The following is a 26,158-nucleotide window of genomic DNA, read 5'->3' as shown; positions in this document are numbered from 1 at the left end:
CGTGCCGGGGCCGAGCAGGCTCGGCCCCGGTCAGTAGGCTCCGGTCACGCCAGGGGCCGGAACCCGACCCGTTCGGCATCCGCCGCGCTCGCGAACCACACCTCGGCCACCATTCGTGGGTACTGCGGTGAGTCCTCCGTGCAGTAACGCAGGGCCGTCACGCTCGCCTTGACGGGATATTCCGGAGCGGGTTGTCCCCCGCCGGGCAGCGGCATGGCCGACCCGGGGCCGAAGGGCCCCGATGAACTCGAGCTGTCCTGCCCGACCTGCCCCGGAGGCTGCTCGGCCGCCGCAGCGCCCGCCGCGTCCTGTCCCCCGGAGCCGAACAGGTCATTGCCGCCCGGCGTGGCGTCCTGCCGTTGGGGCCCACGAGATTCCTCGGCGGGCTCGAACAGCGACCCGCTGGTCGCCTGCGCCGACTCCGGATGCGGCGCCCTCCTGGCCACCGGACGCATCGACGGCTGGATCGGCTTCGGCGGTTCGAAGCCACCCCGGATGCTGTGGTTCGCGCCCCGCGTGCGCTTCGGCAGCGGCGGGCCGTCCGGTGTCACATCGGTCTCCAACGGCTCGGAGAACGGGTCCGACAGCGCGGTCGAGTCCTCCGCCCCGGTCGCCGTGTCCACGTCCGCCCGGCTCCCCGTGGCTTCGCCCGCCCGCTCCTCTGCGCCGTAGCCGGTCGCGTCCTCCGCGCTCCGTTCGAACCCGTGCTCGACGCCGGCACCGGCGTGGGCGGACGACAGCTCGTCGACGCCGGCACCGGCGTGGGCAGACGACAGCTGCTCGTCCGAGCTGCTCCAACGCTCGGCACCCTGTTCAGGCGCGGACCACTGCCGCCCGGCGTCCTGCTCGGGCGCGGAGAACCGCTGCTGTGGCTCGGCTTCTGATTCGAACGTGGTACCCAGGTAATCCGGCTGGGGCTCGTCCGGGGCGAAGAGCTCGCTGCCGGTCGCCTCCTGTGGCTGCTGCACCGTCTCGCTACCCGCGTACGCGGCGTCCTCCTGCTGCCACGACGTGCCGGCCGGGTACGCGGCATCGCCGCCGCCCTCGTACACCTCCTCGCCTGCCGCGAAGCGCTCGGCGCCGGCATGCTCGGCCGCGCCGTACTGCTGCTCGCCCACCGAGATGTAGTCGGTTTCGCTGGGTGCGGTGCCCTGGAGATCCGTCATCTCCCTGGGCTGCCCGCTCTCGTCTGCGGGGGCAGGTGCGGCGGCACCGTAGTCCCCGTAACCGGGGGGCTCGATGAAACGAGTCCGTTCGGCGTCCTGGTTCTCCCGGTGCGCCGGAGTCCCGCGCGAGGGCATACCCGGTTGCTGCGAGGGTTGTTGTTGCTGGGGGGACTGCTGGGGGGACTGCTGGCGCGTCACCGGCTCCGTGAAGCGCGCGTGCTGCTCCCGGTGCGGCTGCCCGGGATCCACCCGCCGGGGTGGTGCCGCCGAGAAGCTGTCCGACTCCACCCATGACGTACGGCCGTGCCGGACACTCTGGTCCACCCCGGGCGGCGGAGGATGTTCCTGCCCCGGTTCCCGTTGCGGCCACGCCGCACCGGACGCGGCGTCGACCGGGTCGTCGCGCTCATCGCGGCCCCCTGTAGCGGCAGGCGCACTCTGCCCGTACGACCGGTCCCGCTCGCGTTCCTCATCCAGGTGACGCTCGAGCTGCCGCACCCGCTGATGCGCGGGACGGACGAGCAGTACCCAGGTGAGCAGGACACCGATGAGGAAGGCGACGAGTGCCCACAACCAGACTTGCGCAAAGACGGACATGCTCCCGACAGTCTCCCTTCCCGGCGGGTCACGCACCATCCAGCGGACGGGGGCCGCTGGCACGCCACCGGAGTTGACATGCTGACGTGGCCACCTTAAGGGTGGCTCGCGGTAGGTGGATCGGGGCAAGCGGTCCGCTCGCACCCTGCCCCTGGTACGGACAACCCGACATACGCATCATGCTCCGACTAGTGGGTGCGCGCGACAAGGTAGTCGGCTATGGACTCGCAAGCCGCCCGCGCAGCCGAGTCCGGAAGGGCCTCCAGCTCGGACCGTGCTCGCTGAGCGTAACCGGACAGCGTGACCCGCGCATGCTCGAGGCCACGGGAGTCCCGCAACAGCTCAACGGCCTCGCCGATCAACGCGTCCTCGGACAGCGGGGCCGACAGCAGCTCGACGAGCCGCGCGTTCTCCCTGTCGTCGTTGAGCGCGTACAGCATCGGCAACGTACGCACGCCCTCGCGCAGGTCGGTCCCTTGTGCCTTACCGAGCTCGTCCGACGGGGAGGCGATGTCGATGATGTCATCGGAGATTTGGAACGCCGCGCCGATCAGCTCTCCGAATCGGCGCAACGCCGCGACCTGCTCGGGCGGGGCACCGGACAGCATCGCGCCGAACCGTCCCGCGGTCGCGATCAACGAACCCGTCTTCTGCCCGATCGCTGTCAAGTAGTGGTCGATCGGATCCTCACCGTCCCTGGCTCCCACAGTCTCGCGCATCTGGCCGGTGACGAGCTCACCGAACGTCTCGGCGATGATCCGGGAGGCCTCCGAGCCGAGGCCTGCGACCAGGCGCGACGCGTGGGCGAACAGGAAGTCCCCTGTGAGGATGGCCACGGTGTTGTCCCACCGCGCGTTCGCGCTCGGCGCCCCGCGGCGGATGACCGCCTCGTCCATCACGTCGTCGTGGTGAAGCGTGGCCAGGTGGACCAGCTCCACGGCAGCGCCTGCCGTCACCACGTCGTCGCGGCCTTCGCTACCGAACTGGCTGGCCAGCAACGTGAACATCGGGCGGAACCGCTTGCCGCCCGCATCGACGAGGTACAGCGCCGCGTCGTGCACGAAACGCACGTCGCTGCGGACCACGTCACGCAGGCGTGACTCGACCGCACCGAGACCCTTGGCCAGGTCGGTGAGCAGGCCCTCATCGTCGACCTGCAGACCGATGGCTGCCTTCAGCTCCGCGACAGCGCCGCTGCCCAGTGACGGATCGGACATCTCGCGCGCGGCGTCTTCGAACTCGGACACGTCGGCTAAGCCCTCTCCAGCAGCGGACCACGATCGCCGCCAAGCCTAGTCGGGCGCCTCGGCGGCGTCGTCGCCGGCTCACACGTGGACACCCGCGAGGTCAGAAGGCGAATCCGCCTGCCCCGGCCCATTCGAGTGCGAACCCGGGATAGATGCCCAGCAGCAACGTCACGATGGTGCCGGCAGCGATGGTGACGGTGGTGAAGGCCCCTGGCACGGTGACGCTCGCCCCGCCGGCAGCCGGCTCGGAGAAGTACATCACCACCACGACCCGCAGGTAGTAGAACGCGGCCACCGCACTGAACACCAGGGCAAGCACGACCAGCGGAGCGAGGCCCTCGCCGAGCGCTGCGGAGAACACCACGAACTTGCCGACGAACCCGCTGGTGAGCGGGATCCCGGCGAGCGCGAGCAGCAGGAAGGTGAACACCCCGGCGATCAGCGGCGAACGCTTCGCCAGCCCGGCCCAGGACGACAGGTCGGTTGCCTCTCCGTCGGCGTCCCGGACCAGGCTGACCACCGCGAATGCCGCGAGGGTGGTGAAGCCGTAAGCGAGCAGGTAGAACATCGTCGCGGCGAGCCCGCTGTCGCTGAGGGTCATCACCCCGATCACGAGGAACCCGGCGTGCGCGATCGACGAGTAGGCGATCATTCGTTTCACGTCACGCTGCGTCAGCCCGAGGACAGCCCCCACCGCCATGGACACGATCGCCACGGCCCACAGGATGCCGCGCCATTCCCAGCTGACTCCTTCGAAGCCGACGTACAGCACCCGCAGCATCGCACCGAATGCGGCGACCTTGGTGCACGCGGCCATGAACCCGGTCACCGAGGTCGGAGCGCCCTGGTAGACGTCCGGCGTCCAGGCGTGGAACGGTCCGACGGAGCCCTTGAACAGCAAGCCCACCACGAGCAGGCCGAAGCCCGCGAACAGCAGGGTGTCCGAGCGGTCGCTACCGGCGGCGGCCGTGGCGATATCACCCAGCCGGACCGAACCCGCGTAGCCGTACAGCAGGGCGAGGCCGTAGAGGAAGAAGGCGCTCGCGAACGCGCCGAGCAGGAAGTACTTGACGGCGGACTCCTGGGACAGCAGCCTGCGCCTGCGGGCGAGCCCGCACATCAGGTACAGCGGCAGGCTCAGCACCTCCAGCGCGATGAACATCGTCAGCAGGTCGTTGGCCGCGACGAACGTCATCATCCCGCCGAGCGCGAACAGGGTCAGTGGGAAGATCTCCGTCTGCATCCCGCGCGCGCCGTCAGCGGGCGCGGCGCCATCACGCCCGCCGGTCGTCTCCGGTTCGCGGGTGCTCACCGACCCGCCGGCGCCTGCGGCGCCACGCAGCGCGGCCTGGGACACGAACGCGCCACCCGGCTCCACCGTGCGTTCGGCGATGAACAGCAGCGCCACGAAGGACAGGGCGAGCAACGTTCCCCAGAGGAACAGCGCGGGCGCGTCGATCGCCAGGGTGTCGACCATGGTCGTGACGCCCTGCGCCGGAGCCCCCGGAACGTAGGCGCCGAGAGCGATGCCCGCTCCCGCGAGTGCGACCAGGCTCACGGTGACCTGTACCGACCAGCGCAGGTGCCGCGGCACGAACGCCTCGAGCAGCACACCGACGGCGGCCGCGCCGAGCACGATCAGCACGGGCAGCATGGCCGTGTAGTCGACGGACGGAGGAGAAAGGGCCGTCACCTGCGCTCCGAACATCTCGAGCCTCACCTCTCGTCACCTTCCTGCACGGCACTCAGCGTCGCCTCGACCGACGGAGTGACCACGTCCACGACCGGCTTGGGGTACAGGCCCAAGCCGATGATCAGAACGACCAGCGGCGCCAGCACGGCCAGCTCCCTGCGGGATGTGTCCCGGACGGCCTTGCGCGCCCCGGTTTCCGGTGCCTGCACTGCACCCGGTCCACCACCGGCGCCGACAAGCGCGTCCCCACGCACGGGACCCTGCATCACCCGCTGATACAGCCACAGCACGTACACCGCCGCGAGCACCATGCCCAGCACGGCGAGCACGGCGAACACCGGCCTGGTCTCGAAGGCACCGAGCAGCACGAGGAACTCGCTGATGAAGGCGTTGGTCCCGGGCAGTGCCAGGGTCGCGAGCCCCGCCAGCAGCATCATGCCGCCGAGCAGTGGCGTCAGCTTGGCCATACCACCGTAGTCGGAGATCGTGCTCGAGCCACCCCGCGCGATCACCATTCCCACCACCAGGATCAACATCCCGGTGGCCAGGCTGTGGTTGACCATGTACGTCACCGAGCCGACCTGGGCCTGCGCGGTGAAGGCGAAGATGCCGAGCGCGATGAAGCCGAAGTGCGCGATCGAGACGTAGGCGATGAACCGCTTCATGTCCTGCTGCCCGGCGGCCAGCACCGAGCCGTACAGCACGCCTGCCACGGCCAGGGTGAGTACCAGCGGGGCCAGCTCGACGCTCGCGGCCGGGAACATCGGCAAGCAGTAGCGCAGGAAGCCGAACGTGCCGACCTTGTCGAGTACGCCGACGAGCACGACGGCCACGCCGATCGGGGCCTGACCCGCTGCGTCCGGCAGCCACGTGTGCAGCGGCACGAGCGGAGCCTTCACCGCGAACGCCAGGAAGAACCCGAGGAACAGCCAGACCTGCGTACTCAGCGGTGCCTCGGAGACGACCGATACCAGCGTGGCCCAGTCGAAGGTCCCCTCGCCGAGCTCGTCGGCGGCCAGCACGTACGAACCGATCACCGAGGCCAGCATGATCAGGCCACCGAGGAACGAGTAGAGGAAGAACTTCACCGCCGCGTACTGCCTGTTCGGTCCGCCGTAGGCCCCGATGAGGAAGTACATCGGGATCAGCATGACCTCGAACAGCACGTAGAACAGGAACACGTCGGTCGCCGCGAACACCCCGATGGTCAGCGACTGCTGAACGAGCAGCAGCGACAGGTAGCCGCCCGCGCTGCGGCCTTCCGGAAGCTTGTCCGTGACACCGAGGACACCGATCACCAGCGGGACCAGCAACGCGATCACGGCGATCATCACCAGCGCGATCCCGTCGATGCCGAAGGCGAAGTGGATCCCGAACTGCGGGATCCACTCGATAGAGCTGGTCTGCTGCATCCGGTCACCTGCCGGCTCGTAGCCCGCCCACAGCGGCACCACCAGCAGCAGGGTGGCCAGCGAGAAGCCGAGCGCGGTCAGCGTGGCGAGCCGGTCATTACCGCGTAGTCCCGCGACGACGGCGGCGCCGACCAGTGGCAGCAGGATCAGCGCGAGTAGCCAGGTCATACGAACCTCACCATCAACAACAGGCCGAGGAGCACACCGGCTCCGGCAAGCATGGACAGCGCATAGGAGCGGACGAACCCGGTTTGCAACCTGCGCAGCCGCCCGGAACCGCCGCCGAGCCCGGCCGCGAGGCCGTTGACGACCCCGTCGACGCCCCTGTTGTCCACGTAGACCAGCGCCCTGGACAGCCAGATACCGGGACGCGCGAACAGCGCCTCATTGAGCGCATTACCGTAGAGATCCGCGCGGGCCGCCTGTACCACCGCGCTCACCCGTGCTGGGCGCTCGACCGGGGTCTCTGGCCTTGCGACCAGCAACACGGCCAGGACCACCCCGAGGGCTACGGCGGTCATCGTGGCGGCGACCACGGTGCCGTGGCCGAGCACCGGCTCGGCGCCGTGTTCCAGCTCGCCGAGCGACGGAGTCAGCCAGTGCACAAGGCGCTCGCCCTGCACGAAGAAGTACCCCGCGCCCACGGAGCCGACCGCCAGCAGCATCATCGGCACCGTCATGACCGGGCCCGACTCGTGGGGGTGGAACTCGCGTCCCTCGCTGTCGGTCAGCTCCGCCCAGCGCTGCTTGCCGAAGAACGTCAACACCATCAAACGGGTCATGTAGAAGGCGGTGATACCTGCGCCGAGCAGCGCGGCGCCGCCGAAGACCCAGCCCTGCCAACCGCCCTGGCCGAAGGCCGCGTCGATGATGGCGTCCTTGGAGTAGTAGCCGGACAGGAACGGGAACCCGATCAGAGCCAGGTACCCGAGTCCGAAGGTGACGAAGGTGATGGGCATCTTCCGGTAGAGACCACCGAACTTGCGCATGTCGACTTCGTCGTTCATGCCGTGCATGACCGAGCCCGCGCCGAGGAACAGACCCGCCTTGAAGAAGCCGTGCGTGAGCAGGTGCATGATCGCCAGCGCGTAGCCGAACGGGCCGAGCCCGACAGCGAGCATCATGTACCCGATCTGGCTCACCGTGGAGTAGGCGAGCACCTTCTTGATGTCGTCGTACGCGCAGCCGATGATCGCTCCGACCAGCAGGGTGACCGCACCGATGATGGTCACGACCAGCTGCCCGGTCGGGGTCACGTTGTAGATCGGGTTGGCCCGTGCGATGAGGTAGACACCCGCGGTCACCATCGTCGCCGCGTGGATCAGCGCGGAGACCGGCGTGGGACCTTCCATCGCGTCCGGCAGCCACGCCTGCAGCGGTACCTGGCCGGACTTGCCGCACGCGCCGAGCAGCAACAGCAGCGCGATCACCAGAGCGACGTCGGTGGGTACGTCGCCGATCCCTGCGAAGACCTCCGCGTACGAGGTTCCGCCGATGTGTTTCCACATCAGGAAGATCGCAACGGCGAGACCGATGTCGCCGACCCGGTTCATGACGAAGGCCTTCTTCGCAGCGGTCGCCGCGCTCGGTTTGTACTGCCAGAAACCGATGAGCAGGTAGGAGGCCAGCCCGACGCCTTCCCAGCCGAGGTACAGGCTGACGAACCCGTTGCCGAGCACGAGCACCAGCATCGCCGCCACGAACAGGTTCATGTAGGCGAAGAACTTCCTGCGCTCCGGGTCGTCTCCCATGTAGCCGAGCGAGTACACGTGGATCACCGCGCCCACACCGGTGATCAGCAGGGCGAACGTCACCGACAGCGGATCGATCAGCAGCGCGATGTCCACCTGCAGCTCGCCGACGGGGATCCACGAGAACAGGTGCGCCTCGGCCGAGCGGTCCGCGGCCTGCCTGCCGAGCAATGTGGTGAACAGTGCCAGTGCGTAGGCGAAGGATGCGATGACCGTCGCGCACCCCAGCAGGTGCCCCCACCCGTCCGTCCGCTTGCCACCGGCGAGCAGGACGAGTGCGCCAAGGGCGGGCAAGGCCACCAGCAGCCACGATGATGCGATCACTGTCTAACCCCTACAGTCTTCCCGTTCGTTTCCGGCAGCACTCCCACTCCCCGGGGTCAATACTTCAGCAGGTTGGTGTCGTCGATGGACGCCGACCTGCGAGTACGGAAGATGGACATGATGATGGCGAGCCCGACGACCACTTCCGCGGCCGCGACCACCATGACGAAGAACGCCATGACCTGACCGTCGAGGGTGCCCTCGATCCGGGCGAAGGTGACCAGGCTGAGATTGACCGAGTTCAGCATCAGCTCGATGCACATGAACACCACGATCGCGTTGCGCCGCACCAGGACACCGACGGCCCCGATGGAGAAAAGCAGCGCCGACAGCAGCAGGTAGTACTCCGGGGTCACCGCTCGCTCCCCTCATCGTCGGTCGTGCTCGGCCCCGCGCCGTCGCCCTCGTCGCCGTGGACGCCCTCGGCCTGCTCGGCGCTGTCCAGCGCACGCATCCACCCGGGCGGCGAGACGCGACGCGCAGTCGGCGTCGACTCGATCAGGTCGGACAGCGAGTCCTCCGCGATGCTGCCGTCCGGCAGTAACGCAGGCGTGGCCACCGAGTTGCCGGTGGCGAACACGCCGGGCCCCGGCCTGCCGGAAGGCCGCTCGTACTCGCCGCGGAAGCGCGCCTCGACCAGCTCGCGCTGCGAGCGCTTGACTCCCTCGTCACGCTTGTCACGCTGGGCGAGCACGATGCCCGCGAGGCCGGCGACGATCAACAGGGCGGCGGTGAGCTCGAACGGGAACAGGTAGTCGGTGAAGATCAACTCACCGAGCCCGCCTGCGCCACCGCCTTCGGGGCTCGTGGGGTCCAGCGGCGGGGCGAACTGCGTGTCGCGCAGCGACCGGACCAGCGCGGCCGACAGCAAGACCGCGAAGCCGACACCGAAAACCGCGGCTGCCAGCCGTTGACCACGCAATGCCTCGACCAGCGCGTCCGAACTGTCCTTTCCGGCCATCATCAGCACGAACAGGAACAGCATCATGACCGCGCCGGTGTAGACGATGATCTGGGTGAAGCCGAGGAACGAGGCGTTCTGGATCAGGTAGAACACGCCGAGCGTCAGCATGGTGACCACGAGCCACAGCGCGGAGTGCACCGCGTTGCGCACGAAGACCATGCCGAGCGCGCCCGCGACGGCCAGCGGACCGAGTACCCAGAACGCGGCGGCCTCGCCGGCCGTCACCGCTTCCTGGCCGGGAGTCTGGGCCAGCACGAGGCCCGCCTCGACGAACGACGTCACTGCAGTGCCTCCTCGTCCTTGCCGGACCGGTCACGCTCGAGCTCCGGACCGTAGGTGTAGTAGTCCTGCTCGTCGTCGCCGAGCCGCATGGGGTGAGGCGGCTCCTCCATACCCGGCAACAGCGGAGCCATCAGGTCTTCCTTGGTGTAGATGAGCTTCCGCCGGTCGTCGTCGGCGAGCTCGTAGAAGTTGATCATCGTCAGCGAGCGCGTCGGGCATGCCTCGACGCACAGCCCGCAGCCGATGCACCGCAGGTAGTTGATCTGGTAGTCCTTGCCGTAGCGCTCCCCTGGCGAGTAGCGCTCCTCCTCGGTGTTGTCGCCACCCTCCACGAAGATCGCGTCCGCGGGGCATGCCCACGCGCAGAGCTCGCACCCGACGCATTTCTCCAAGCCGTCCGGGTGGCGGTTGAGCTGGTGCCGAGCGCGGTAACGCGGGGCCGTGGGGTGGAACTCCTCCGGGTACTGCTCGGTCACCACCTTCTTGAACATGGTCGAGAAGGTGACCCCGAAGCCCTTGATCGGATCAAACATTCCCATTGTCGTCGGCCTCCTTCCGGCCTTCGGTGCCGATCTCGGAGTTGCTGCTGCGCCCACCGGAGCCGGTCACGGTCCGCCGCTTGGGCTTCTTCGGCACCTCGAGGTCCAGCGGCGGAACCGGGTAGTCGCCACCGGTCACCGGCACCCGGTCGTCATCGGCAGGGGCCGGCTTCTCCGGGATCAGCAGGCTCAGCAGCACGATGACGGCGATAACCGCGCCACCGAAGATCAGGATCTGGTTCGTGGTCACCTCGGCGTCGGTCCGGATCGCCCGGATGCCTGCGATCAGCACGATCCACGCCAGGTTGACGGGGATGAGCACCTTCCAGCCGAGCCGCATGAACTGGTCGTAGCGGAACCGCGGCAGGGTGCCGCGCAGCCAGATGAACAGGAACATGATGACCAGGCACTTGAGCACGAACCACAGGAACGGCCACCAGCCCTCGTTCAGCATCCCGTCACCGATCATCGACAGCGGCCACGGCGCCATGTAGCCACCGAGGAACAGCGTCACGGTGAACGCCGACAACGACACGATCATCACGTACTCGGCGAGGAAGAACAGCGCGAACTTCAGCGAGCTGTACTCGGTGTGGAACCCGCCGACCAGCTCCGACTCGGCCTCGGGCAGGTCGAACGGCGCCCTGTTGGTCTCACCGACGATCGAGATCAAGAAGATCACGAAGCTCGGCAGCAGGAGGAACGCGAACCAGCCGTCCACCTGGGCGTCGACGATATCGCCTGTGGACAGCGACTGGGCGTACAGGATCACCGCGACCAGCGACAGGCCCATCGCGATCTCGTAGGAGATCACCTGCGCCGCCGACCGTAACGACCCGAGCAGCGGGTACGGCGAGCCCGAGGCCCAGCCGCCGAGCACGATGCCGTACACCCCGATGGCCGAGGCTGCCAGGACCACGAGCACGCCGACCGGGATGTCGATCAGTTGCAGGTAGGTGGTGTGCCCGAAGATCTCCACCTGCGGCGCGAAGGGGATCACCGAGAAGGTGGCGAACGCCGTAGCCGCGGAGATCACCGGCGCGATGAAGTACACCTTCTTGTCGGCGTTGGCCGGGATGATCTCCTCGGCGAACGCGAGCTTGATGCCGTCGGCCAGCGACTGCAGCCAGCCACCGGGGCCCACCCGGTTCGGCCCGCTACGGTGCTGCATCCGCGCCACGACCTTGCGCTCCCAGACGATCATGAACAGCGTCATGAGCACGCCGAAACCGAACAGCAGGACGACCTTCAGCAGCACCAGCCACAACGGGTCATTGGCCAGCACCTCACCCCGGGTCATCTCCTCGGGGGCCTGGGCGAGAAGCGCGTTCATCCTCGGTCTCCCTCTGTACTCGCCGCCGCGAGCCCGACCGCGGCACCGTGCCCGGCCCCGAGAGCGCTACGCACCGAGACCGGGGACCGTGCGGGCACCCAGACGACGTCATCGGGCATGTCCGTGAGCTCGGCGGGCAGGGTCAACGTACCGAGCTCGGTGTGCACGCTCGCAGGCTTCCCCCGCTCGATACCGAAACGCTGCGCCGTGGCAGGCGACAGGCGCAGCACGGCGCGCCGCGCGGTTCCGGCCAGGTAGGGCTCGTCCACCTGCAGGGATGCGTTGTCGATCAGCTCACGCCAGGTCGCGAGCCACACCTGCCCCGTACCGAGCTCGCGCCGCGCCGACGAGCCCGCTTCCACCGGTTGCCCGGTGGCCGTGCTGCCGCGCAGTTCACAGACCTTCGCGAGATCCGCGGCGGCCGCGGCAGGCGTCTGGGTGAACAGGTCGACGTCCATCTCGACGGCCAGCGTGTCCAGCAACCGGCAGTCCGGGAGCGCACCCGTACCGGCGAGGGTGACCTCGAAACCGCGGGAACGTCCCTCCCAGTTGAGGTAGCTGCCGGACTTCTCGTCGGCAGGGGCGATCGGCAGGACCACGTCGGCGAGCTCGGTGACAGGGCTCGGCCGCATCTCGATGCTGAGCACGAATCCGGCGGCGCGGAGGGCCCGCAGCGCACCCTCGGGGTCCGGCAGGTCATCGGGGTCCACCCCGCCCACGACGAGAGCGTCCAGCTCGCCTCGCGCGGCCGCGGCGAGCATCCCCGCGGTGTCGCGCCCGCGCCGCGCGGGCAGCGCCCCGCCCTCGAGCCCCCACAGCGACTCGAGCTCGTTCCTGGCGCGCTCGTCGTCGTACCGGATGCCACCCGGCAGCAACGTGGGTGCGGCCCCCGCGTCGAGCGAGCCACGCTCCCCGGCACGCCGGGGCACCCACGCCGCCCTCGCCCCGGTACGCCGCACCAGGCTGTCCACGGCGGCGAACAGTCCGGGGACCTCAGCGGCCCGCTCGCCGACCAGCACGAGCGCGCCGTCCGTGCGCAGTGCCTCGTCGAGGTCACTGGCGTGCTCGGCGATCCCGTCGAGCACGGCCGCCTCCGCACCGGGCGCGCAGGTGAGCAGCTCACCGAAGGTCTTACGCACAGCGGGCGTCGCCCACTGCCCGATGTGGAACACCCTGGTTCCGCGGTCCCGCGCCGACTTGCGCAGCCGCAGGAACACGATCGGCGACTCCTCTTCCGGCTCGAAGGCCACGCACAGAACGGCGGGAGCCTTCTCGATGTCGGCGTAGCTGACCGCCGAGCCCGGTGAGGTCCCGAGCACGCGGCCGGTCAGGAACTCCAGCTCCTCGTCCGAGTGGGCGCGGGCGCGGAAGTCGATGTCATTGGTACCCAGTGCCACACGCGCGAACTTGGCATAGGCGTAGGCGTCCTCGACGGTGAGCCGACCGCCGCTGAGCACGCCGACCCCCGCGCCGGCGCGCGCGCCGAGCAGCGCCTCGGACGTGACCCGGAGCGCCTCCGTCCACGACGCCTCCCGCAGCACGCCGTCGCCGGAGTCGCGCACGAGCGGCTTACGGATCCGGTCCCGCGCGGCGGCGTAGCGGAAGGCGAAGCGACCCTTGTCGCAGTCCCACTCCTCGTTGACCTCCGGGTCCTCCCCGGCCAGCCTGCGCATCACCTTGCCTCGCCGGAAGTCGGTGCGCTGGGCACACCCCGCGGCGCAGTGTTCGCAGACGCTCGGCGCGGAGACCAGGTCGAACGGGCGGGAGCGGAAGCGGTACTCCGCTGAGGTCAGCGCGCCGACCGGGCAGATCTGGATGGTGTTGCCAGAGAAGTAGCTCTGGAACGGCTCGCCCGCCGAGGTGTGCGAGGCGGAGTCGACGATGTCGCTGGTCTCCGCCGTACCGACCTGCTGGCTCGGCCCGCGCTCCAGCATCTCGATGAACGGGTCACCGGCGATCTGCTCGGAAAAGCGCGTGCAGCGCTGGCACTGCACGCATCGCTCGCGGTCGAGCAGCACCTGCGAGGAGATCGACAGCGGCTTGGGGAAGGTCCGCTTGGTGTCGACAAATCGAGAGGTCGCCCTGCCGTGCGCCATGGCCTGGTTCTGCAGCGGGCACTCGCCACCCTTGTCGCAGATCGGGCAGTCCAGCGGGTGGTTGATGAGCAGTAGCTCCATCACCCCCTCCTGCGCCTTGTTCGCGACCTCGGAGGACTTCTGGGTCTGCACGACCATTCCGTCCGCGACCGCGATCGTGCAGGAGGCCTGCGGTTTGGGCATCGCACGCCCGTTCACCTCGACCTCGACGAGGCACTGGCGGCACGCGCCTGCCGGGTCGAGCAGGGGATGGTCACAGAACCGCGGGATAACGGTGCCGATCCGTTCGGCGGTGCGGATCACCAGCTCCCCTTCCGGAGCGATGACCTCCTGCCCGTCGATGGTCAGCTTGACATGCCCTTCCGGCACCTGCGTCTGCTGTTCCTCGGGTGCGATCGTCATGACTGGGCTCCCACCAAGGCCGATTGGGCGTCTCCCCCTGAACTGGCCGCAGACGAGGTGGCGTTCTGCCTGCACAGCTCGAGGAACTCGGATCGGAAGTACTGGATTCCGCTGGTGATCGGGCTGACCGCGCCGTCACCGAGCGCGCAGAAGGACCGGCCGAGCACGTTGTCGCACACGTCGAGCAGCGTCTCGATGTCCTCCTCGGTGCCGCGGCCGTCGACCATCCGCTCGAGGATCTGCGCGAGCCAGTACGTCCCTTCCCTGCACGGCGTGCACTTTCCGCAGGACTCGTGCCGGTAGAACTGCGTCCATTTCATGACTGCCCACGGCACGGACACCGTCTCGTTGAAGATCATCAGGGCTGTGGTGCCGAGCATCGAACCTGCCTCGGCCGCACCCTCGAAGTCCAGCGGGACATCGAGGTGCTCGGCGGTGAACAGCGGAGTGGACGAGCCACCCGGCGTCCAGAACTTCAGCGGGATACCGTCCTTCATCCCGCCTGCCAGATCCAGCAGCTCGCGCAGCGTGGTGCCCAGCGGCGCCTCGTACTGGCCGGGATGCTCCACATGGCCGGAGATCGAGTAGATCTTCGGGCCGGGCGACTTCTCCGTCCCCATCGCACGGAACCAGTCCACGCCCCCGTTGACGATGAACGGGACCGTCGCGATGGTCTCCACGTTGTTCACCGTCGTCGGCTGCGCGTACAGCCCCGAGGCAGCGGGGAACGGCGGCTTGAGCCGCGGCTCGCCCCTGCGACCCTCCAGCGAGTCCAGCAGCGCGGTCTCCTCGCCGCAGATGTACGCGCCTGCCCCGGCGTGCACGGTGATGTCCAGGTCGAAGCCGGAACCGAGGATGTCGGAACCGAGGTAGCCCGCCTCGTAGGCCTCGGACACCGCCGCGCTGAGCCTGCGCATACAGTGCAGCACCTCACCGCGCACGTAGATGAAGCAGCGGTGCGCGCGCATCGCGTAGGCGGAGATGATGCAGCCCTCGATCAGCGAGTGCGGGTCGGCCATCATCAGCGGGATGTCCTTGCAGGTACCCGGCTCTCCCTCGTCCGCGTTGATCACCAGGTAGTGCGGCTTCTCCTCATCCTTCGGCATGAAGCCCCACTTCACGCCTGCGGGGAACCCGGCACCTCCACGTCCGCGCAGGCCCGCTTCCTTGATCAGCGACACGAGCTGTTCCGGCGTACCGCGCAACGCCTTGCGCACCGCGGTGTAGCCTTCGAGCTGCTCGTAGGTGGACAGCCGCCACGAGTTCGGCGAGAGCCACCGCTTGGTCAGCACTGGCGTGATCGGATCGCTCACTTCTGCTCCACCTCCGGCAGGGCGACATCGTCCGGCATGGCGGGGGCGGTCCAGCCACGATCCTGCGCCAGCCGCGCGCCGCGCACCGTCTCCTCGGCGGCGGTCGGCGCATCAACATCGGACCGGGACTGTTCGGAGTCATCCGGGAAGAACCCGGCGAGCTGCAGCTCCGCCGAACGGAAGTCCGTCAGCGGCGCCCCCCGCGTCGGAGCCGGCTTGTCCCCGTTACGCAACGCGTCGACCAGCTCGACCGCGCTGTCCGGTGACTGGTTGTCGAAGTACTCGTAGTTCACCTGGAGCACTGGTGCGAGGTCGCATGCCGCGAGGCACTCGGCGTGCTCGATCGTGATCGAGCCCTGCTCCCCCGGCGTACCCGCGGTCTCCTCGTGCCCGAGCGGCCTGCCCTCCTCGCCGAGGTGCTCGCACAGCCTGCGATACACCGCGTCGCCGCCGAGGGCGGCACACAGGGTGTTGGTGCACACGCTGACCAGGTGCTGGCCACACGGCCGGCGCTTGTACATCGTGTAGAACGTGACGACCCCGCTGACCTCGGCTTCACTCAGGTCGAGATGCCGCGCGCAGAAGGTGATGCCCTCCCGGCTGACATAGCCCTGCACCGACTGCACCAGGTGCAGCAGGGGGAGCAGGGCCGACCGGGACTGCGGGTAACGCGCGATGACCTCGCGTGCCTTGGCATGGATGTCCGCGTCGAAGACCTCCCCCGCCGACGGGTCGGTCGCGGGGTCCACGGACGGTTCCCGCGCGGCTGACCGCGCCTGTTCGTGCGCCTCGGTCACCGATCACACCCTCCCATCACCGGATCAAGCGAGGCGACGGCCGCGATGACGTCCGCGACCATCCCCCCTTCCGACATCGCCGGCATGGACTGCAGGTTCACGAAACTGGGGTCACGCACGTGAACCCGCATCGGTCGCGTACCGCCGTCCGAAACCATGTGGTACCCGAGCTCGCCGCGTGGCGACTCGACCGCGGTGTAGACCTGGCCGGGCGGCACGCTGAAGCCTTCGGTCACGAGTTTGAAATGGTGGATCAACGCCTCCATCGACTGGCCCATGATGTTGCGCACGTGATCCAGCGAGTTGCCGATCCCGTCGGAGGCCACCGACAGCTGGGCGGGCCAGGCGATCTTCTGGTCGGAGACCATCACCGGTCCCGGCTCCAGCTTCTGCACGGCCTGCTCGATGATCCGCAACGACTGGTGGATCTCCTCGACCCGCAGCACGTACCGCGCGAAGGCGTCGGCGTCGTTGGAGACCGGCACCTCGAAGTCGTACTCCTCGTAGCCGAGGTAGGGCTCGGTCTTGCGCAGGTCCCATCCGAGCCCGGCAGCGCGCAGTATCGGACCGCTCGCGCCGAGCGCCAGGCACGCATCGACCGGCAGGTAGCCGACGCCCTTCAGGCGGTTCTGCCAGATCGGCTGGCCGGTGAGCATCCTGTCGTAGTCCGGCAGCCGCTTCTTCATCAGCTTGACGAACTCGCCGACCTTCTCCGGCGTGTCCTCCGGAACGTCCTGGGCCAGACCGCCCGGCCGGATGTACGAGTGGTTCATCCGCTGCCCTGTGAGGTACTCGAGCAGGTGCAGGACCTCCTCGCGTTCCCGGAACCCGGCGGTCATCGCGGTGAGTGCGCCCAGCTCCATGCCACCTGTAGCCAGCGCGACCATGTGCGAGCTGATCCTGTTGAGCTCGAGCAACAGCACGCGGATCACCTGCGCCCGGCGCGGGATCTCCAGGCCGAGCAGCTTCTCGACACCCATGCAGTACGCGGCCTCGTTGGACAGGGGTGCCAGGTAGTCCATTCGTGTCACGAAGGTGACGCCCTGCGTCCAGTTGCGGACCTCGGTGTTCTTCTCGATACCGGTGTGCAGGTACCCCACGACCGTGCGCAGGTTGGTGACGGTCTCACCTTCGATCTCGACCACCAGCCGCAGCACCCCGTGCGTGGACGGGTGTTGCGGGCCGAGGTTCATCACGATCCGCTCGTCCCCGCCGACGTCGGCCATGGCCTCGTCCCAGTCACCACCGGTGACGGTGAAGACCCTGCCTTCGGTCGTGTCCCTGTACTGGGCGTAGGGGTCGCTTTCCGAGCCCTCCGGGCTGGTGTCCACGCCCGTGGTCACATCCGCCAGCCCCTTGTCGTGCAGCGTGGCGTCGTGTGCGCGCGCGTCGCCGGAGCCGTTGGCACTGTCGTTGTTGCTCATGAGTACGCCCTCCGCTGGTCGGGGGGAGGAACCTCGGTGCCCTTGTACTCCACGGGGATACCGCCGAGCGGGTAGTCCTTCCGCTGCGGGTGCCCTTCCCAGTCATCGGGCATCAGGATGCGGGTCAGGCCCGGATGGCCGTCGTAGATGATGCCGAACATGTCCCAGGCCTCTCGCTCCTGCCAGTCCGCTGCCGGATAGACGTCCACGATGGACGGAACATGCGGGTCGTCGACGTCCACGCAGACCTCGAGCCGGATCCTCCTGCGGTAGGTCATCGAGGTCAGGTGGTAGGTGGAGTGCAGCCGCTGCGGCACATCCTCCCCGAAGTCGACACCGGAGACCGAGCTGCAGAACTCGAAACGCAGCGCGCCGTCGTCACGCAGCGTGCGGCAGACACCGACGAGATGCTCCCGCCGCACGTAGAAGGTGATCTCGCCACGGTCGACCGTGATCTGCTGGATCGCATCGCGCGGGATCCCGTTCTCGTCCAGCGCGGCAAGGAAATCGTCGACGAACTCGTCGAACCAGCCGCCGTAGGGCCGTTCGGCAGCGGGCGGGACGTACGCGGGCAGGCGGAGCCCGCCGTAACCGGAGGTGTCCCCCGTCCCGGAGACACCGAACATCCCCCTGCGCGCGCGGCCGGCGACCACCGGCTCGGCCGGGCGCGCGCCATACGGCTCGAGGCTGTCGCCACCGTTACCGCCGCTGCGCTCGGCACTGGACTGGGTGCCGCCCGGCTGTGGCTTGCTCTCCGCCACCTCGTCGGGCTGCGCGGCCGGCCCCTGCGTGCCGGAGCCGCCGTCGGAGCCCGCATCGGCGGCGCTCGAGTCGGTGGTGGGTGTGGTGGGTTCGTCAGGTTCGGTCACGCTGCCTCATCGCTCCTCAAGCAGCTCGAGCGGGATGGTGCTACGACGTCGCCCCTCTACCTCGTTGGCGGGGACCTCTGCCAGCCGCGCTTCGCGGGTGGACTTGGGGGCGTGTTTCACCGACGACGGCGGAAGCGGGAGCTCCTCACCGCGTTCGGCCTTCTCCTCGGCCCGCCGCGGCCCCATCGGCTCCTCGTTGATCTTCGCGTGCAGCTTCATGATCGCGTCGATCAACATCTCGGGCCGGGGCGGGCAACCCGGCAGGTACATGTCGACGGGAACGACGTGGTCGACACCCTGCACGATGGCGTAGTTGTTGAACATCCCGCCGGACGAGGCACAGACGCCCATGGACAGCACCCACTTGGGCTCGGACATCTGGTCGTAGATCTGCCGCAGGACAGGGGCCATCTTCTGGCTCACCCGCCCGGCCACGATCATCAGGTCGGCCTGCCGCGGCGACGCGCGGAAGACCTCCATGCCGAAGCGGGACAGGTCGTAGCGCGGACCGCCGGTGGTCATCATCTCGATCGCGCAGCAAGCCAGCCCGAAGGTCGCGGGCCACAACGAGGACTGTCGCGACCAGTTGGCCAGCTTCTCCACGCTGGCCAGCATGATCCCGCTCGGTAGCTTCTCCTCAAGCCCCATGATGGGTCCCTCCCTGCTCGGCTCGACTGCGGGTCGTACACACCGCGTGCGCACCGAGCCACGCACGCGAGCGCGGGTGACGCGCGATCAATCCCATTCCAAGCCCCCTCGCGCCCACTCGTACACGTACGGGACGGTGATCGCGACGATGAAGATCGTGACGGCGACGAAACCGAACAGGCCGATCGAGTCGGCAGCGACCGCGTACGGGTAGAGAAAGACCATCTCGATGTCGAACAGGATGAACAGCATCCCGGTCAGGTAGAACTTCACCGGGATCCGGCCACCACCGACCACCGGTTGAGGGGACGCCTCGATACCGCACTCGTACGGTTCGACCTTGGCCGAGTTGTAGCGCTTCGGCCCGACCAGCGGGGCGATCACGACCGAGAAGAGCGCGAACCCCGTGGAAAGCGCGAGGAGCAGCACCAGCGGGAGATAGGTCTCGACGCTGCTGGTGACTCCCGCTTCCTGCGCGAAGTGCCATACGTCGGTGGCTGCTGCGGCTGGCTCGGCCTCGAGCATTGGCACCGTCGTCCTTTCCTGCTCCGGACACAGCCCTTGCCGGCTGGGCGTTCCTGTCCTGTTCCGCAGTCTCTGCGGGGCACCCTAAGAGACCCGGATCACGTCCGGCCCCAACGGGTTACCGGTCAACCACCCGCCCGGGCGGGCCGCGAACCGGCGGACGTCTTGTGAATCCGTTCACAAGCATGCGCACAGCGTTGTGAACGCGTTCACAAGATCTGGCCGTAGTCTAGGACGCACATTACGCCGGTTGTGACCTGGCCCCCCTTTCGAACACGATTCGTCTCCCGCAGGGTCCTCACCCCGCATCGGTGACGTCGCCGCCGAGCGCAGCGGGAACGACGTGGTCACCCGGGAGATACGCCGCGCAGGCGGCGCGCGGCACCGGGCAGTCACGAGCGCCGAACCGGAGACGCGAGAAAGATCACACGGCTTTTACGGCGCGACGCCGCCGTGACCAACGGCACCGCCGTGATGACCGGGCGGGTCCCGCGCACGGCGCGGGTGAGGCCGCCGAGCGGGACAGCGGTGCCTACGCGCTCGGAGTCAGCCGGGACGCCGTCGTGATCAGGCGATCCACCGCGTCGCCGCCCCGCGTCTGGTAACAGCCCGACATACCCTTGTAGATCAGCGGGAGGAGGCTCTTGATGCGCAGCCCGTACTTCGTCGACGCGCGCATCACCTTCGGGTTGCCGATCGCCTTGGCGAACAGGTTACCCAGCCGGTAGTAGCCACCCATCTCCTCGGACAGCGCCCGCGGATAGCCCTGCAGGGCACGTTCCCTAGACGGCCCCTCGGGCCGGGCGAGTGCCTGTACGACGCACTCGGCGGCCAGCTGGGCCGACTCCATCGCCGCGGAGATGCCTTCCCCGTTGAACGGGCTGACCATCCCCCCGGCGTCCCCGAGTAACAGCAGGCCGTTGCGGTAGTGCGGGGTGCGGTTGAACCCCATCGGCAGGCCCGCGCCACCGATCCGGCCGATCGCGTTCTCCTCCCGGAACCCCCACTCCTGAGGGGTGGAGTCCAGCCACGAACGCATCAGGGCCCGGTAGTCGGTGTTCCGGAACGCCTTGCTCGTCGACAGGATACCCAGCCCCACGTTGACGGTGCCGTCGCCGAGCGGGAACGCCCATCCGTAGCCGGGCAGCAACCTGGGGTCGTCCGGGTCACGCCGGTCCCACAGCTCCAGGTGACCCTCGATCATCGGGTCGTCGTGCTTCGGGCTCTTGTAGTAACGCCGGACCGCCACGCCCATCGGCCGGTTGTCGAGCTTGTCGATCCCGACCGACAGCGCGAGCCGGGCCGACACGCCGTCACAGGCCAGCACCAGCGGCGCGCGGTAGGCCACCGGCTCCTTGTCCGGCCCGAACTTGCCGCGCACCCCGACGACCCTGCCGGTGCGCTCCTCGGTGATCGCTTCGGTCACCGCCGTGCGCTCCTGCAACCTCGCCCCCGCACGCTCGGCGGTACGGGCGAGCAGCTCGTCGAAGTCGTGGCGGGTGCGCGAGACCCCGTAGGGCGGGTAGTTGCTCAGCTCCGGCCAGTCCAGCTCGATGGTGTGCTCGCCCGCGAGGATGCGCAGGCCCCTGCTGTGCACCCAGCCCGCTTCCTCGCGCGTGTCGATCCCGAGGTCGATCAGCTGCTTGACCCCGCGCGGGGTCAAGCCGTCCCCGCACACCTTGTCCCTGGGAAACGTGGTCTTCTCCAGTACAAGGACATCGACACCCGCGCGGGCGAGGTAGGTCGCCACGGTCGCCCCCGCAGGGCCCGCACCGACAACAATGACCTCCGCGTCCTCGTCGGGACGACGCCGACTCGCCGTGCTCATGGCGCCACCCTAGCCCGGGCACGCTCGGTGTCCCCCGGCCCGTGGGTCACACGTGCCGTCACTCCTGCTCCGGCTTGACAGCGCGGTGGATCGCGACCACCCCGAAGGTGACGTTCAGCCATTCGACACCGGACCAGCCGGCAGCGGCGATGATCTCGCCGAGCTCGCGCTGCTGCGGCCACGCGGCCATCGACTCGGCGAGGTAGGAGTACGCGTCCGGGTTCGACGAGACCCGCTTACCGAACCAGGTCAGCACGCGCATGAGGAACTTGGTGTGCAGGAACCGCATCAGCGGGTTGGGCGGGGTGGAAACCTCGCAGATCACCAGCCGGCCACCCGGTTTGACCACCCGAGCGACCTCGGCGAGCGCGGCAGCGGTGTCCACGAAGTTGCGCAGGCCGAACAGGATCGCCGCGGCGTCGAACGACTCGTCGGCGAACGGCAGCCGCAGCGCGTCCGCGGCCACCATCGGCACGCCGCGCTGCTTGCCGTTGCGCAGCATCTCCACCGAGAAATCGGCCGCGACGCACCACGCGCCGTGCCTGGCGAACTCGGCGGTGGACACCCCGGTTCCCGCGGCAAGGTCGAGCACGCGATCACCGTGGGTGGCGTCCAGGATGTTCGCGGCGACGTTGCGCCAGCGCCGGTCGAACCCGAAGGTCATCGCCGAGTTCGCGCGGTCGTACCCCTTCGCTACGTCATCGAACATCGCCGCGACCTCGCGGGGGTCCTTGTCCAGATTGGCGCGCGACATAGTGAGCAGCCTAGTAACCCTGCCCCACCGGCGGTACGCGCGGGCAGTGCGAGCGCCCCGGCTTCCGCGTCCGCAGCCTGCCGCGCGCCCTACGCGCTCATCCGTCCCGCGTACCCGTCCTCGACGGCGTCACCGCCGGGGCTCACCGGCGAGCCGGTGACGTCGCCGTAGTGCACGAGCAGCTCGGCGCAGACCGCCTGCCAGGTGCGCGCGCGTACGGTGGCTCGCCCGCGCGCACCCATGCCGGCACGCGACCGGTCGTCTGCGAGCTGATCGATCCGGCCGAGCAGGGCAGCTCGGAACGCGCCCCGCTCCACGGGGAGCAGGTAGCCGGTCACGCCGTCACGCACCAGGTCCATCGGACCGCCCGCGGCAGGAGCCAGCACGGGCACGCCCGAGGCCATCGCTTCCTGGACCGTCTGGCAGAACGTCTCGTGCGGGCCCGTGTGCACGAACACGTCCAGGCTCGCGTACACGGCAGCCAGCTCGTCCCCGTAGCGAGCCCCGAGGAACGCCGCACCCGGCATGCGCCGGCGCAGAGCCTCCCGCGCCGGACCGTCCCCGACCACGACCAACCGCACGCCGGGGACGTTCTCCAGCGCGGCCAGCCTGTCCACCTCCTTCTCCGGTGCCAGCCGCCCGACGAACCCCACCAGCAGCTCACCGTGCGGAGCCAGCGCCGCCCGCAGGCCGCGGTCGGCGAGCTCGGGAGAGAACCGCGAGACGTCCACCCCGCGCCGCCACAGGTGCACCCGCGGCACGCCGTGCTCGTGCAGTTGCCGAGCCGACTCCGTGGAGGGGGCGAGCGTACGGTCGACAGTGCTGTGCAGCCGCCTGATCCATCGCCACGCCGCCCGGCGCGCGAATCCCAGCCCGTACGAGTCGGCGAAACCCGCGACATCGGTCTGGTAGACGGCCACGCTCGGCACGCCGAGACGGCGCGCCGCCTGCGCGCCACGCGCCCCCACCACGAACGGGGACGCGAGGTGCACCACGTCCGGGCCGAACTCCTCCAGTGCCGCGTCCAACGCCCTTGTCGGCAACCCGACCGGCAACGACTTCACGGCGGGTAGCTGCACAGCGGGCAGCCGGACGACCCGCGTGTCCCCGTACCACTCCATACCGGAGCCCGGTGCGATCACGAGGGTCCGGTGCCCAGCGGCACGCAGGTGTTCGAGCACCCGCAACACCGAGTTGGTTACGCCGTTGACCTGGGGCAGGAAGGACTCGGTCACGATCGCGATGCGCACGTCCCAACCATCACAACCGCGAATGACCGGACGAACCGCGCCGACGTGGCCGGTGAGCGAACACCCGGGGAAGTGTTGCTGACCCGCGACGCGGGCCGCGCGCTCGATGCCCGCGCACCGGACCGCACGGAGCAGGCGTGGCCGCCGCCGCGCTCGGCGAGAACTGGCCCCGGTCGGCCGCTCAGGAACGCAACGCCGCGGCGACCGCCGCACCGACGGCCTCGCCCAGCCCGGTGTGCAGCTGACGCCGCGACGAGCGGTCCACGACGACCTCGACCACCCGCAGGCCGCGCGCCGGCCGCAACGCCTCCCGCAGCTCCGTGCGCGTGTGCGCCCGCGTGTGCGCGACCCGGTACCCCGCGCACAGTGCCGCGATGTCCGAGCCGTGCGGCGTCCCGAACACGCGCTCGAAACTGCGGGAGTGCTCGTCGGCTCCCTGCTCGAGCAGCGAGAAGATACCGCCCCCGTCGTCGTTGAGCACCACGATCGTCAGATCCGGCAGCTCCTCACCGGAAGGGCTCAACAAGCCGTTGATGTCGTGCAGGAACGTCAGGTCGCCGAGCAGGGCGTAGGACGGCCCGCGGTGCGCCGTGGCCGCACCGAGCGCCGTCGAGACCGTGCCGTCGATACCGGCGACGCCCCTGTTGCGGTGCACCACGATGTCCGGTCGGGCCGAGCCTGCGGACAGCGCGACATCCCGTGTCGGGTTGGACGAACCGATCACGAGCAACGACTCCGGTGGCAGCGCGTCGACAAGCTCGGCCGCCACGCCGGGACCTGTCGGCCACGGTGCCGCGGCCAGCGTCTCCGACACGGCGCGCCGCGCGGCACCGTCGGCCCGCTGCCAGCGCTCCAGCCACGTGGGATCGGCAGGCTTGGTCGGCTCGGCGAACCACTGGCCGACCTGTCGCACGTTGTGCGCCGGAGCGGGCCAGTCGGTGTCCGGGCGTACCAGCAGCACCTCCACGTCCTCGTCGGCCAGCAGCGACTCCACCTGCCGGAACACCGTCGGCCGTCCGATACACAGCACCTGATCCGGCTTGTGCGCGGCGACGAACTCCGGAACGGCGAGCAGCCAGGCACCGCTGGTCATGGCGCAGTCGCCGGACAACCCGGCCGCCCCGGTCTCGGAGATGATCGGCCACCCGTGCTCGGCGGCCCACTCGCCGGCGGCCCGCACTCCGGAGTCGCACGCGATGACCAGCCCGCACCGCGCGGACGGGACCACGAACGCGGGGAATGCACCGAAGTCGGGCAGCTCCGTCCAGCGCTGCCCGTTCGCCCGCCCGTCGAGCGACTCGCACCACGGCTCGTCGAGCCCGTCGGAGTCCGGTACCAGCGGCTCGCGGAACGGGACATTGAGGTGCACCGGACCGGACCGCCATTCCCCATAGGCCGCGTTCCATGCCCGGCAGACCTGGCTGCGCCAGTACGCGTTCTGGCCGGGCCGTTTCTCGGCGACGGCCAGCTCGTCGAAGTAGCGCACCGCGCTCCCGTACAGCCGGTCCTGCTCGATCACCTGGTTGGCCCCTGCGGCGCGCAGCTCCGCGGGCCGGTCCGCGGTGAGCACGATCAGCGGGACGCCGGCCCGATCGGCCTCCAGCACCGCGGGGTGGAAGTTGGCAGCCGCGGTACCGGAGGTGCACACCACCGCCGCCGGGCGTCCGGTGCGGGCGGCGATGCCCAGTGCGAGGAACGCGGCGGTGCGCTCGTCCACCCGGACATGCATCGCGAGGCGTCCGGCCTCCGCCGCGTCGTAGAGGGCCATGGACAGCGGTGCGTTGCGGGAGCCGGGACAGACCACGACGTGCGAGACGGTGTTGCGCACCAGTTCGTCCACGAGGACACGCGCCTGCGCTGTGGAAGGGTTCATAGGCGCTCCCCCGACGGCCGTGCTCCCCGTCGCGCTTCTGTCGGCATCAGCACACCCGTTGATCTCCCGTCGCAACAGCGGCACTCCCGGCCAACTATCCTCCCAGACGTGCCCGATCCCGATACGCCAGCCGCAGCCGACCCGTCCCGGCCCGTCTCCGAGCTCTTCGATCCGCGAGCGTGGACCGAGGTCGAAGGCTTCGACTTCACCGACATCACCTACCACCGTTCCGCCGAGAGCCGGGGCGGCAAACGCGTGCTCCGGGTGGCGTTCGACCGCCCCGAGGTGCGCAACGCCTTCCGCCCGCACACCGTCGACGAGCTCTACCGCGCACTCGACCACGCAAGGATGTGCTCGGATGTCGGCGCGGTCGTGCTCACCGGCAACGGGCCGTCCCCGCACGACGGCGGCTGGGCGTTCTGTTCCGGTGGTGACCAGCGTATTCGTGGCCGCTCCGGATATCAGTACGCCGGCGGCGAGACATCCGACACCATCGACCCTGCGCAGGCAGGCAGGCTGCACATCCTCGAGGTCCAGCGGTTGATCCGGTTCATGCCCAAGGTCGTGCTGGCCGCGGTGCCGGGGTGGGCGGCAGGCGGCGGGCACTCGCTGCACGTGGTGTGCGATCTCACGATCGCCTCGGCCGAGCACGCCCGGTTCAAGCAGACCGACGCGGACGTGGGCTCCTTCGACGCCGGGTTCGGCTCGGCCTACCTCGCGCGCCAGGTCGGGCAGAAGTTCGCCAGGGAGATCTTCGCGCTCGGCAGGACCTATACCGCCGAGCGGATGCACCACATGGGGGCGGTCAACGAGGTGGTCCCGCATGCCGAGCTGGAGGCCGAAGCCCTGCGGTGGGCGTGGGAGATCAACGGCAAGTCCCCGACGGCGCAGCGGATGCTCAAGTACGCGTTCAACCTGATCGACGACGGCCTGCCCGGCCAGCAGGTCTTCGCGGGTGAGACGACGCGGCTGGCATACATGACCGACGAGGCCGCCGAGGGCCGCGACGCCTTCCTCGAGAAGCGCGACCCTGACTGGACCGACTACCCCTACTTCTACTGAGCGCTGGCG

The 26,158-nt window shown here is 69.2% G+C and carries 21 protein-coding genes; 1 reads left to right on the top strand and 20 read right to left on the bottom strand.

Translation table 11 applies throughout. The features are described from left to right. Positions 1 to 44: 44 nt before the first annotated feature. The 20 genes from CHB84_RS23580 to menD form a co-directional block, all read right to left on the bottom strand. Positions 45 to 1,763, bottom strand: coding sequence for a sunset domain-containing protein (locus CHB84_RS23580; protein ID WP_245818769.1), 1,719 nt, complete (start codon positions 1,761 to 1,763; stop codon positions 45 to 47). 188 nt (positions 1,764 to 1,951) lie between these two features. Then, a complete protein-coding gene (locus CHB84_RS15215; protein ID WP_176439986.1) occupies positions 1,952 to 2,980 on the bottom strand; it encodes a polyprenyl synthetase family protein in 1,029 nt (342 codons plus the stop codon). Between the two features lie 130 nt (positions 2,981 to 3,110). Continuing rightward, the gene (nuoN, locus tag CHB84_RS15210; protein ID WP_089302375.1) at positions 3,111 to 4,718 is read right to left on the bottom strand and encodes an NADH-quinone oxidoreductase subunit NuoN; all 1,608 of its coding nucleotides are present in this window, start codon (positions 4,716 to 4,718) and stop codon (positions 3,111 to 3,113) included. An 8-nt stretch (positions 4,719 to 4,726) separates the two neighbouring features. Continuing rightward, entirely contained in the window at positions 4,727 to 6,283 is a 1,557-nt protein-coding gene (locus tag CHB84_RS15205) for an NADH-quinone oxidoreductase subunit M (RefSeq protein WP_089302281.1), read from the bottom strand. Next, the gene (nuoL, locus tag CHB84_RS15200) at positions 6,280 to 8,190 is read right to left on the bottom strand and encodes an NADH-quinone oxidoreductase subunit L (RefSeq protein ID WP_089302280.1); all 1,911 of its coding nucleotides are present in this window, start codon (positions 8,188 to 8,190) and stop codon (positions 6,280 to 6,282) included. Before nuoL ends, CHB84_RS15205 begins: the two co-directional genes overlap by 4 nt. Before the next feature lie 56 nt (positions 8,191 to 8,246). After that, complete coding sequence (gene nuoK, locus CHB84_RS15195) at positions 8,247 to 8,546, bottom strand: NADH-quinone oxidoreductase subunit NuoK (protein ID WP_089302279.1); 300 nt, start codon at positions 8,544 to 8,546, stop codon at positions 8,247 to 8,249. Continuing rightward, on the bottom strand, positions 8,543 to 9,436 hold the full coding sequence (locus CHB84_RS15190; RefSeq protein ID WP_089302278.1) for an NADH-quinone oxidoreductase subunit J: 894 nt from the start codon (positions 9,434 to 9,436) through the stop codon (positions 8,543 to 8,545). The genes nuoK and CHB84_RS15190 overlap by 4 nt, the downstream gene beginning before the upstream one ends. Further along, positions 9,433 to 9,975 (bottom strand): NADH-quinone oxidoreductase subunit NuoI, encoded by a 543-nt coding sequence (gene nuoI, locus CHB84_RS15185; protein ID WP_089302277.1) that lies wholly within the window; start codon positions 9,973 to 9,975, stop codon positions 9,433 to 9,435. Before nuoI ends, CHB84_RS15190 begins: the two co-directional genes overlap by 4 nt. Beyond that, the gene (nuoH, locus tag CHB84_RS15180) at positions 9,962 to 11,308 is read right to left on the bottom strand and encodes an NADH-quinone oxidoreductase subunit NuoH (protein ID WP_089302276.1); all 1,347 of its coding nucleotides are present in this window, start codon (positions 11,306 to 11,308) and stop codon (positions 9,962 to 9,964) included. Before nuoH ends, nuoI begins: the two co-directional genes overlap by 14 nt. Continuing rightward, positions 11,305 to 13,806 carry an NADH-quinone oxidoreductase subunit G gene (locus CHB84_RS15175; protein ID WP_089302275.1) on the bottom strand — a complete coding sequence of 834 codons (2,502 nt, stop codon included), beginning with the start codon at positions 13,804 to 13,806 and terminating at the stop codon, positions 11,305 to 11,307. Before CHB84_RS15175 ends, nuoH begins: the two co-directional genes overlap by 4 nt. Next, complete coding sequence (gene nuoF, locus CHB84_RS15170) at positions 13,803 to 15,119, bottom strand: NADH-quinone oxidoreductase subunit NuoF (RefSeq protein WP_089302274.1); 1,317 nt, start codon at positions 15,117 to 15,119, stop codon at positions 13,803 to 13,805. The genes CHB84_RS15175 and nuoF overlap by 4 nt, the downstream gene beginning before the upstream one ends. After that, positions 15,116 to 15,868 carry an NADH-quinone oxidoreductase subunit NuoE gene (gene nuoE / locus CHB84_RS15165; RefSeq protein ID WP_245818773.1) on the bottom strand — a complete coding sequence of 251 codons (753 nt, stop codon included), beginning with the start codon at positions 15,866 to 15,868 and terminating at the stop codon, positions 15,116 to 15,118. Before nuoE ends, nuoF begins: the two co-directional genes overlap by 4 nt. Before the next feature lie 44 nt (positions 15,869 to 15,912). Continuing rightward, entirely contained in the window at positions 15,913 to 17,340 is a 1,428-nt protein-coding gene (locus tag CHB84_RS15160; RefSeq protein ID WP_089302272.1) for an NADH-quinone oxidoreductase subunit D, read from the bottom strand. Continuing rightward, a complete protein-coding gene (locus CHB84_RS15155; protein ID WP_089302374.1) occupies positions 17,337 to 18,101 on the bottom strand; it encodes an NADH-quinone oxidoreductase subunit C in 765 nt (254 codons plus the stop codon). The genes CHB84_RS15160 and CHB84_RS15155 overlap by 4 nt, the downstream gene beginning before the upstream one ends. Positions 18,102 to 18,215: 114 nt before the next feature. Continuing rightward, on the bottom strand, positions 18,216 to 18,857 hold the full coding sequence (locus CHB84_RS15150; protein ID WP_217898575.1) for a NuoB/complex I 20 kDa subunit family protein: 642 nt from the start codon (positions 18,855 to 18,857) through the stop codon (positions 18,216 to 18,218). An 87-nt stretch (positions 18,858 to 18,944) separates the two neighbouring features. Next, the gene (locus tag CHB84_RS15145; protein WP_089302271.1) at positions 18,945 to 19,382 is read right to left on the bottom strand and encodes an NADH-quinone oxidoreductase subunit A; all 438 of its coding nucleotides are present in this window, start codon (positions 19,380 to 19,382) and stop codon (positions 18,945 to 18,947) included. Positions 19,383 to 19,914: 532 nt separating this feature from the next. Next, positions 19,915 to 21,210, bottom strand: a complete 1,296-nt coding sequence (locus CHB84_RS15140; RefSeq protein ID WP_089302270.1) for a geranylgeranyl reductase family protein — start codon at positions 21,208 to 21,210, stop codon at positions 19,915 to 19,917. A gap of 58 nt (positions 21,211 to 21,268) precedes the next feature. Beyond that, positions 21,269 to 21,964, bottom strand: coding sequence for a demethylmenaquinone methyltransferase (locus CHB84_RS15135; protein WP_089302269.1), 696 nt, complete (start codon positions 21,962 to 21,964; stop codon positions 21,269 to 21,271). 89 nt (positions 21,965 to 22,053) lie between these two features. Beyond that, positions 22,054 to 23,214, bottom strand: coding sequence for a glycosyltransferase family 4 protein (locus CHB84_RS15130; RefSeq protein ID WP_089302268.1), 1,161 nt, complete (start codon positions 23,212 to 23,214; stop codon positions 22,054 to 22,056). Positions 23,215 to 23,395: 181 nt separating this feature from the next. Further along, a complete protein-coding gene (gene menD, locus CHB84_RS15125) occupies positions 23,396 to 25,087 on the bottom strand; it encodes a 2-succinyl-5-enolpyruvyl-6-hydroxy-3-cyclohexene-1-carboxylic-acid synthase (RefSeq protein ID WP_089302267.1) in 1,692 nt (563 codons plus the stop codon). Between the two features lie 108 nt (positions 25,088 to 25,195). Here menD and CHB84_RS15120 point away from each other — a divergent pair, with 108 nt between their 5' ends. Continuing rightward, positions 25,196 to 26,149, top strand: coding sequence for a 1,4-dihydroxy-2-naphthoyl-CoA synthase (locus CHB84_RS15120; protein ID WP_089302266.1), 954 nt, complete (start codon positions 25,196 to 25,198; stop codon positions 26,147 to 26,149). The last annotated feature ends 9 nt before the right edge of the window (positions 26,150 to 26,158 follow it).

Source organism: Haloechinothrix alba, from assembly GCF_900188115.1.
GTDB classification, from domain to species: domain Bacteria; phylum Actinomycetota; class Actinomycetes; order Mycobacteriales; family Pseudonocardiaceae; genus Haloechinothrix; species Haloechinothrix alba.
The sequence above is the reverse complement of the archived record's forward strand: the minus strand, read 5'-3'. Positions and strand labels throughout refer to the sequence as shown.

Coding starts and splice junctions, on each gene's coding strand:
- CHB84_RS15205 (WP_089302281.1), bottom strand. CDS start 6,283: ATGACCTGGCTACTCGCGCTGATCCTGCTGCCACTGGTCGGCGCCGCC.
- nuoH (WP_089302276.1), bottom strand. CDS start 11,308: ATGAACGCGCTTCTCGCCCAGGCCCCCGAGGAGATGACCCGGGGTGAG.
- menD (WP_089302267.1), bottom strand. CDS start 25,087: ATGAACCCTTCCACAGCGCAGGCGCGTGTCCTCGTGGACGAACTGGTG.
- CHB84_RS15145 (WP_089302271.1), bottom strand. CDS start 19,382: ATGCTCGAGGCCGAGCCAGCCGCAGCAGCCACCGACGTATGGCACTTC.
- CHB84_RS15135 (WP_089302269.1), bottom strand. CDS start 21,964: ATGTCGCGCGCCAATCTGGACAAGGACCCCCGCGAGGTCGCGGCGATG.
- CHB84_RS23580 (WP_245818769.1), bottom strand. CDS start 1,763: ATGTCCGTCTTTGCGCAAGTCTGGTTGTGGGCACTCGTCGCCTTCCTC.
- CHB84_RS15140 (WP_089302270.1), bottom strand. CDS start 21,210: ATGAGCACGGCGAGTCGGCGTCGTCCCGACGAGGACGCGGAGGTCATT.
- nuoI (WP_089302277.1), bottom strand. CDS start 9,975: ATGGGAATGTTTGATCCGATCAAGGGCTTCGGGGTCACCTTCTCGACC.
- CHB84_RS15160 (WP_089302272.1), bottom strand. CDS start 17,340: ATGAGCAACAACGACAGTGCCAACGGCTCCGGCGACGCGCGCGCACAC.
- CHB84_RS15150 (WP_217898575.1), bottom strand. CDS start 18,857: ATGGGGCTTGAGGAGAAGCTACCGAGCGGGATCATGCTGGCCAGCGTG.
- CHB84_RS15215 (WP_176439986.1), bottom strand. CDS start 2,980: ATGTCCGATCCGTCACTGGGCAGCGGCGCTGTCGCGGAGCTGAAGGCA.
- nuoN (WP_089302375.1), bottom strand. CDS start 4,718: ATGTTCGGAGCGCAGGTGACGGCCCTTTCTCCTCCGTCCGTCGACTAC.
- CHB84_RS15175 (WP_089302275.1), bottom strand. CDS start 13,806: ATGACGATCGCACCCGAGGAACAGCAGACGCAGGTGCCGGAAGGGCAT.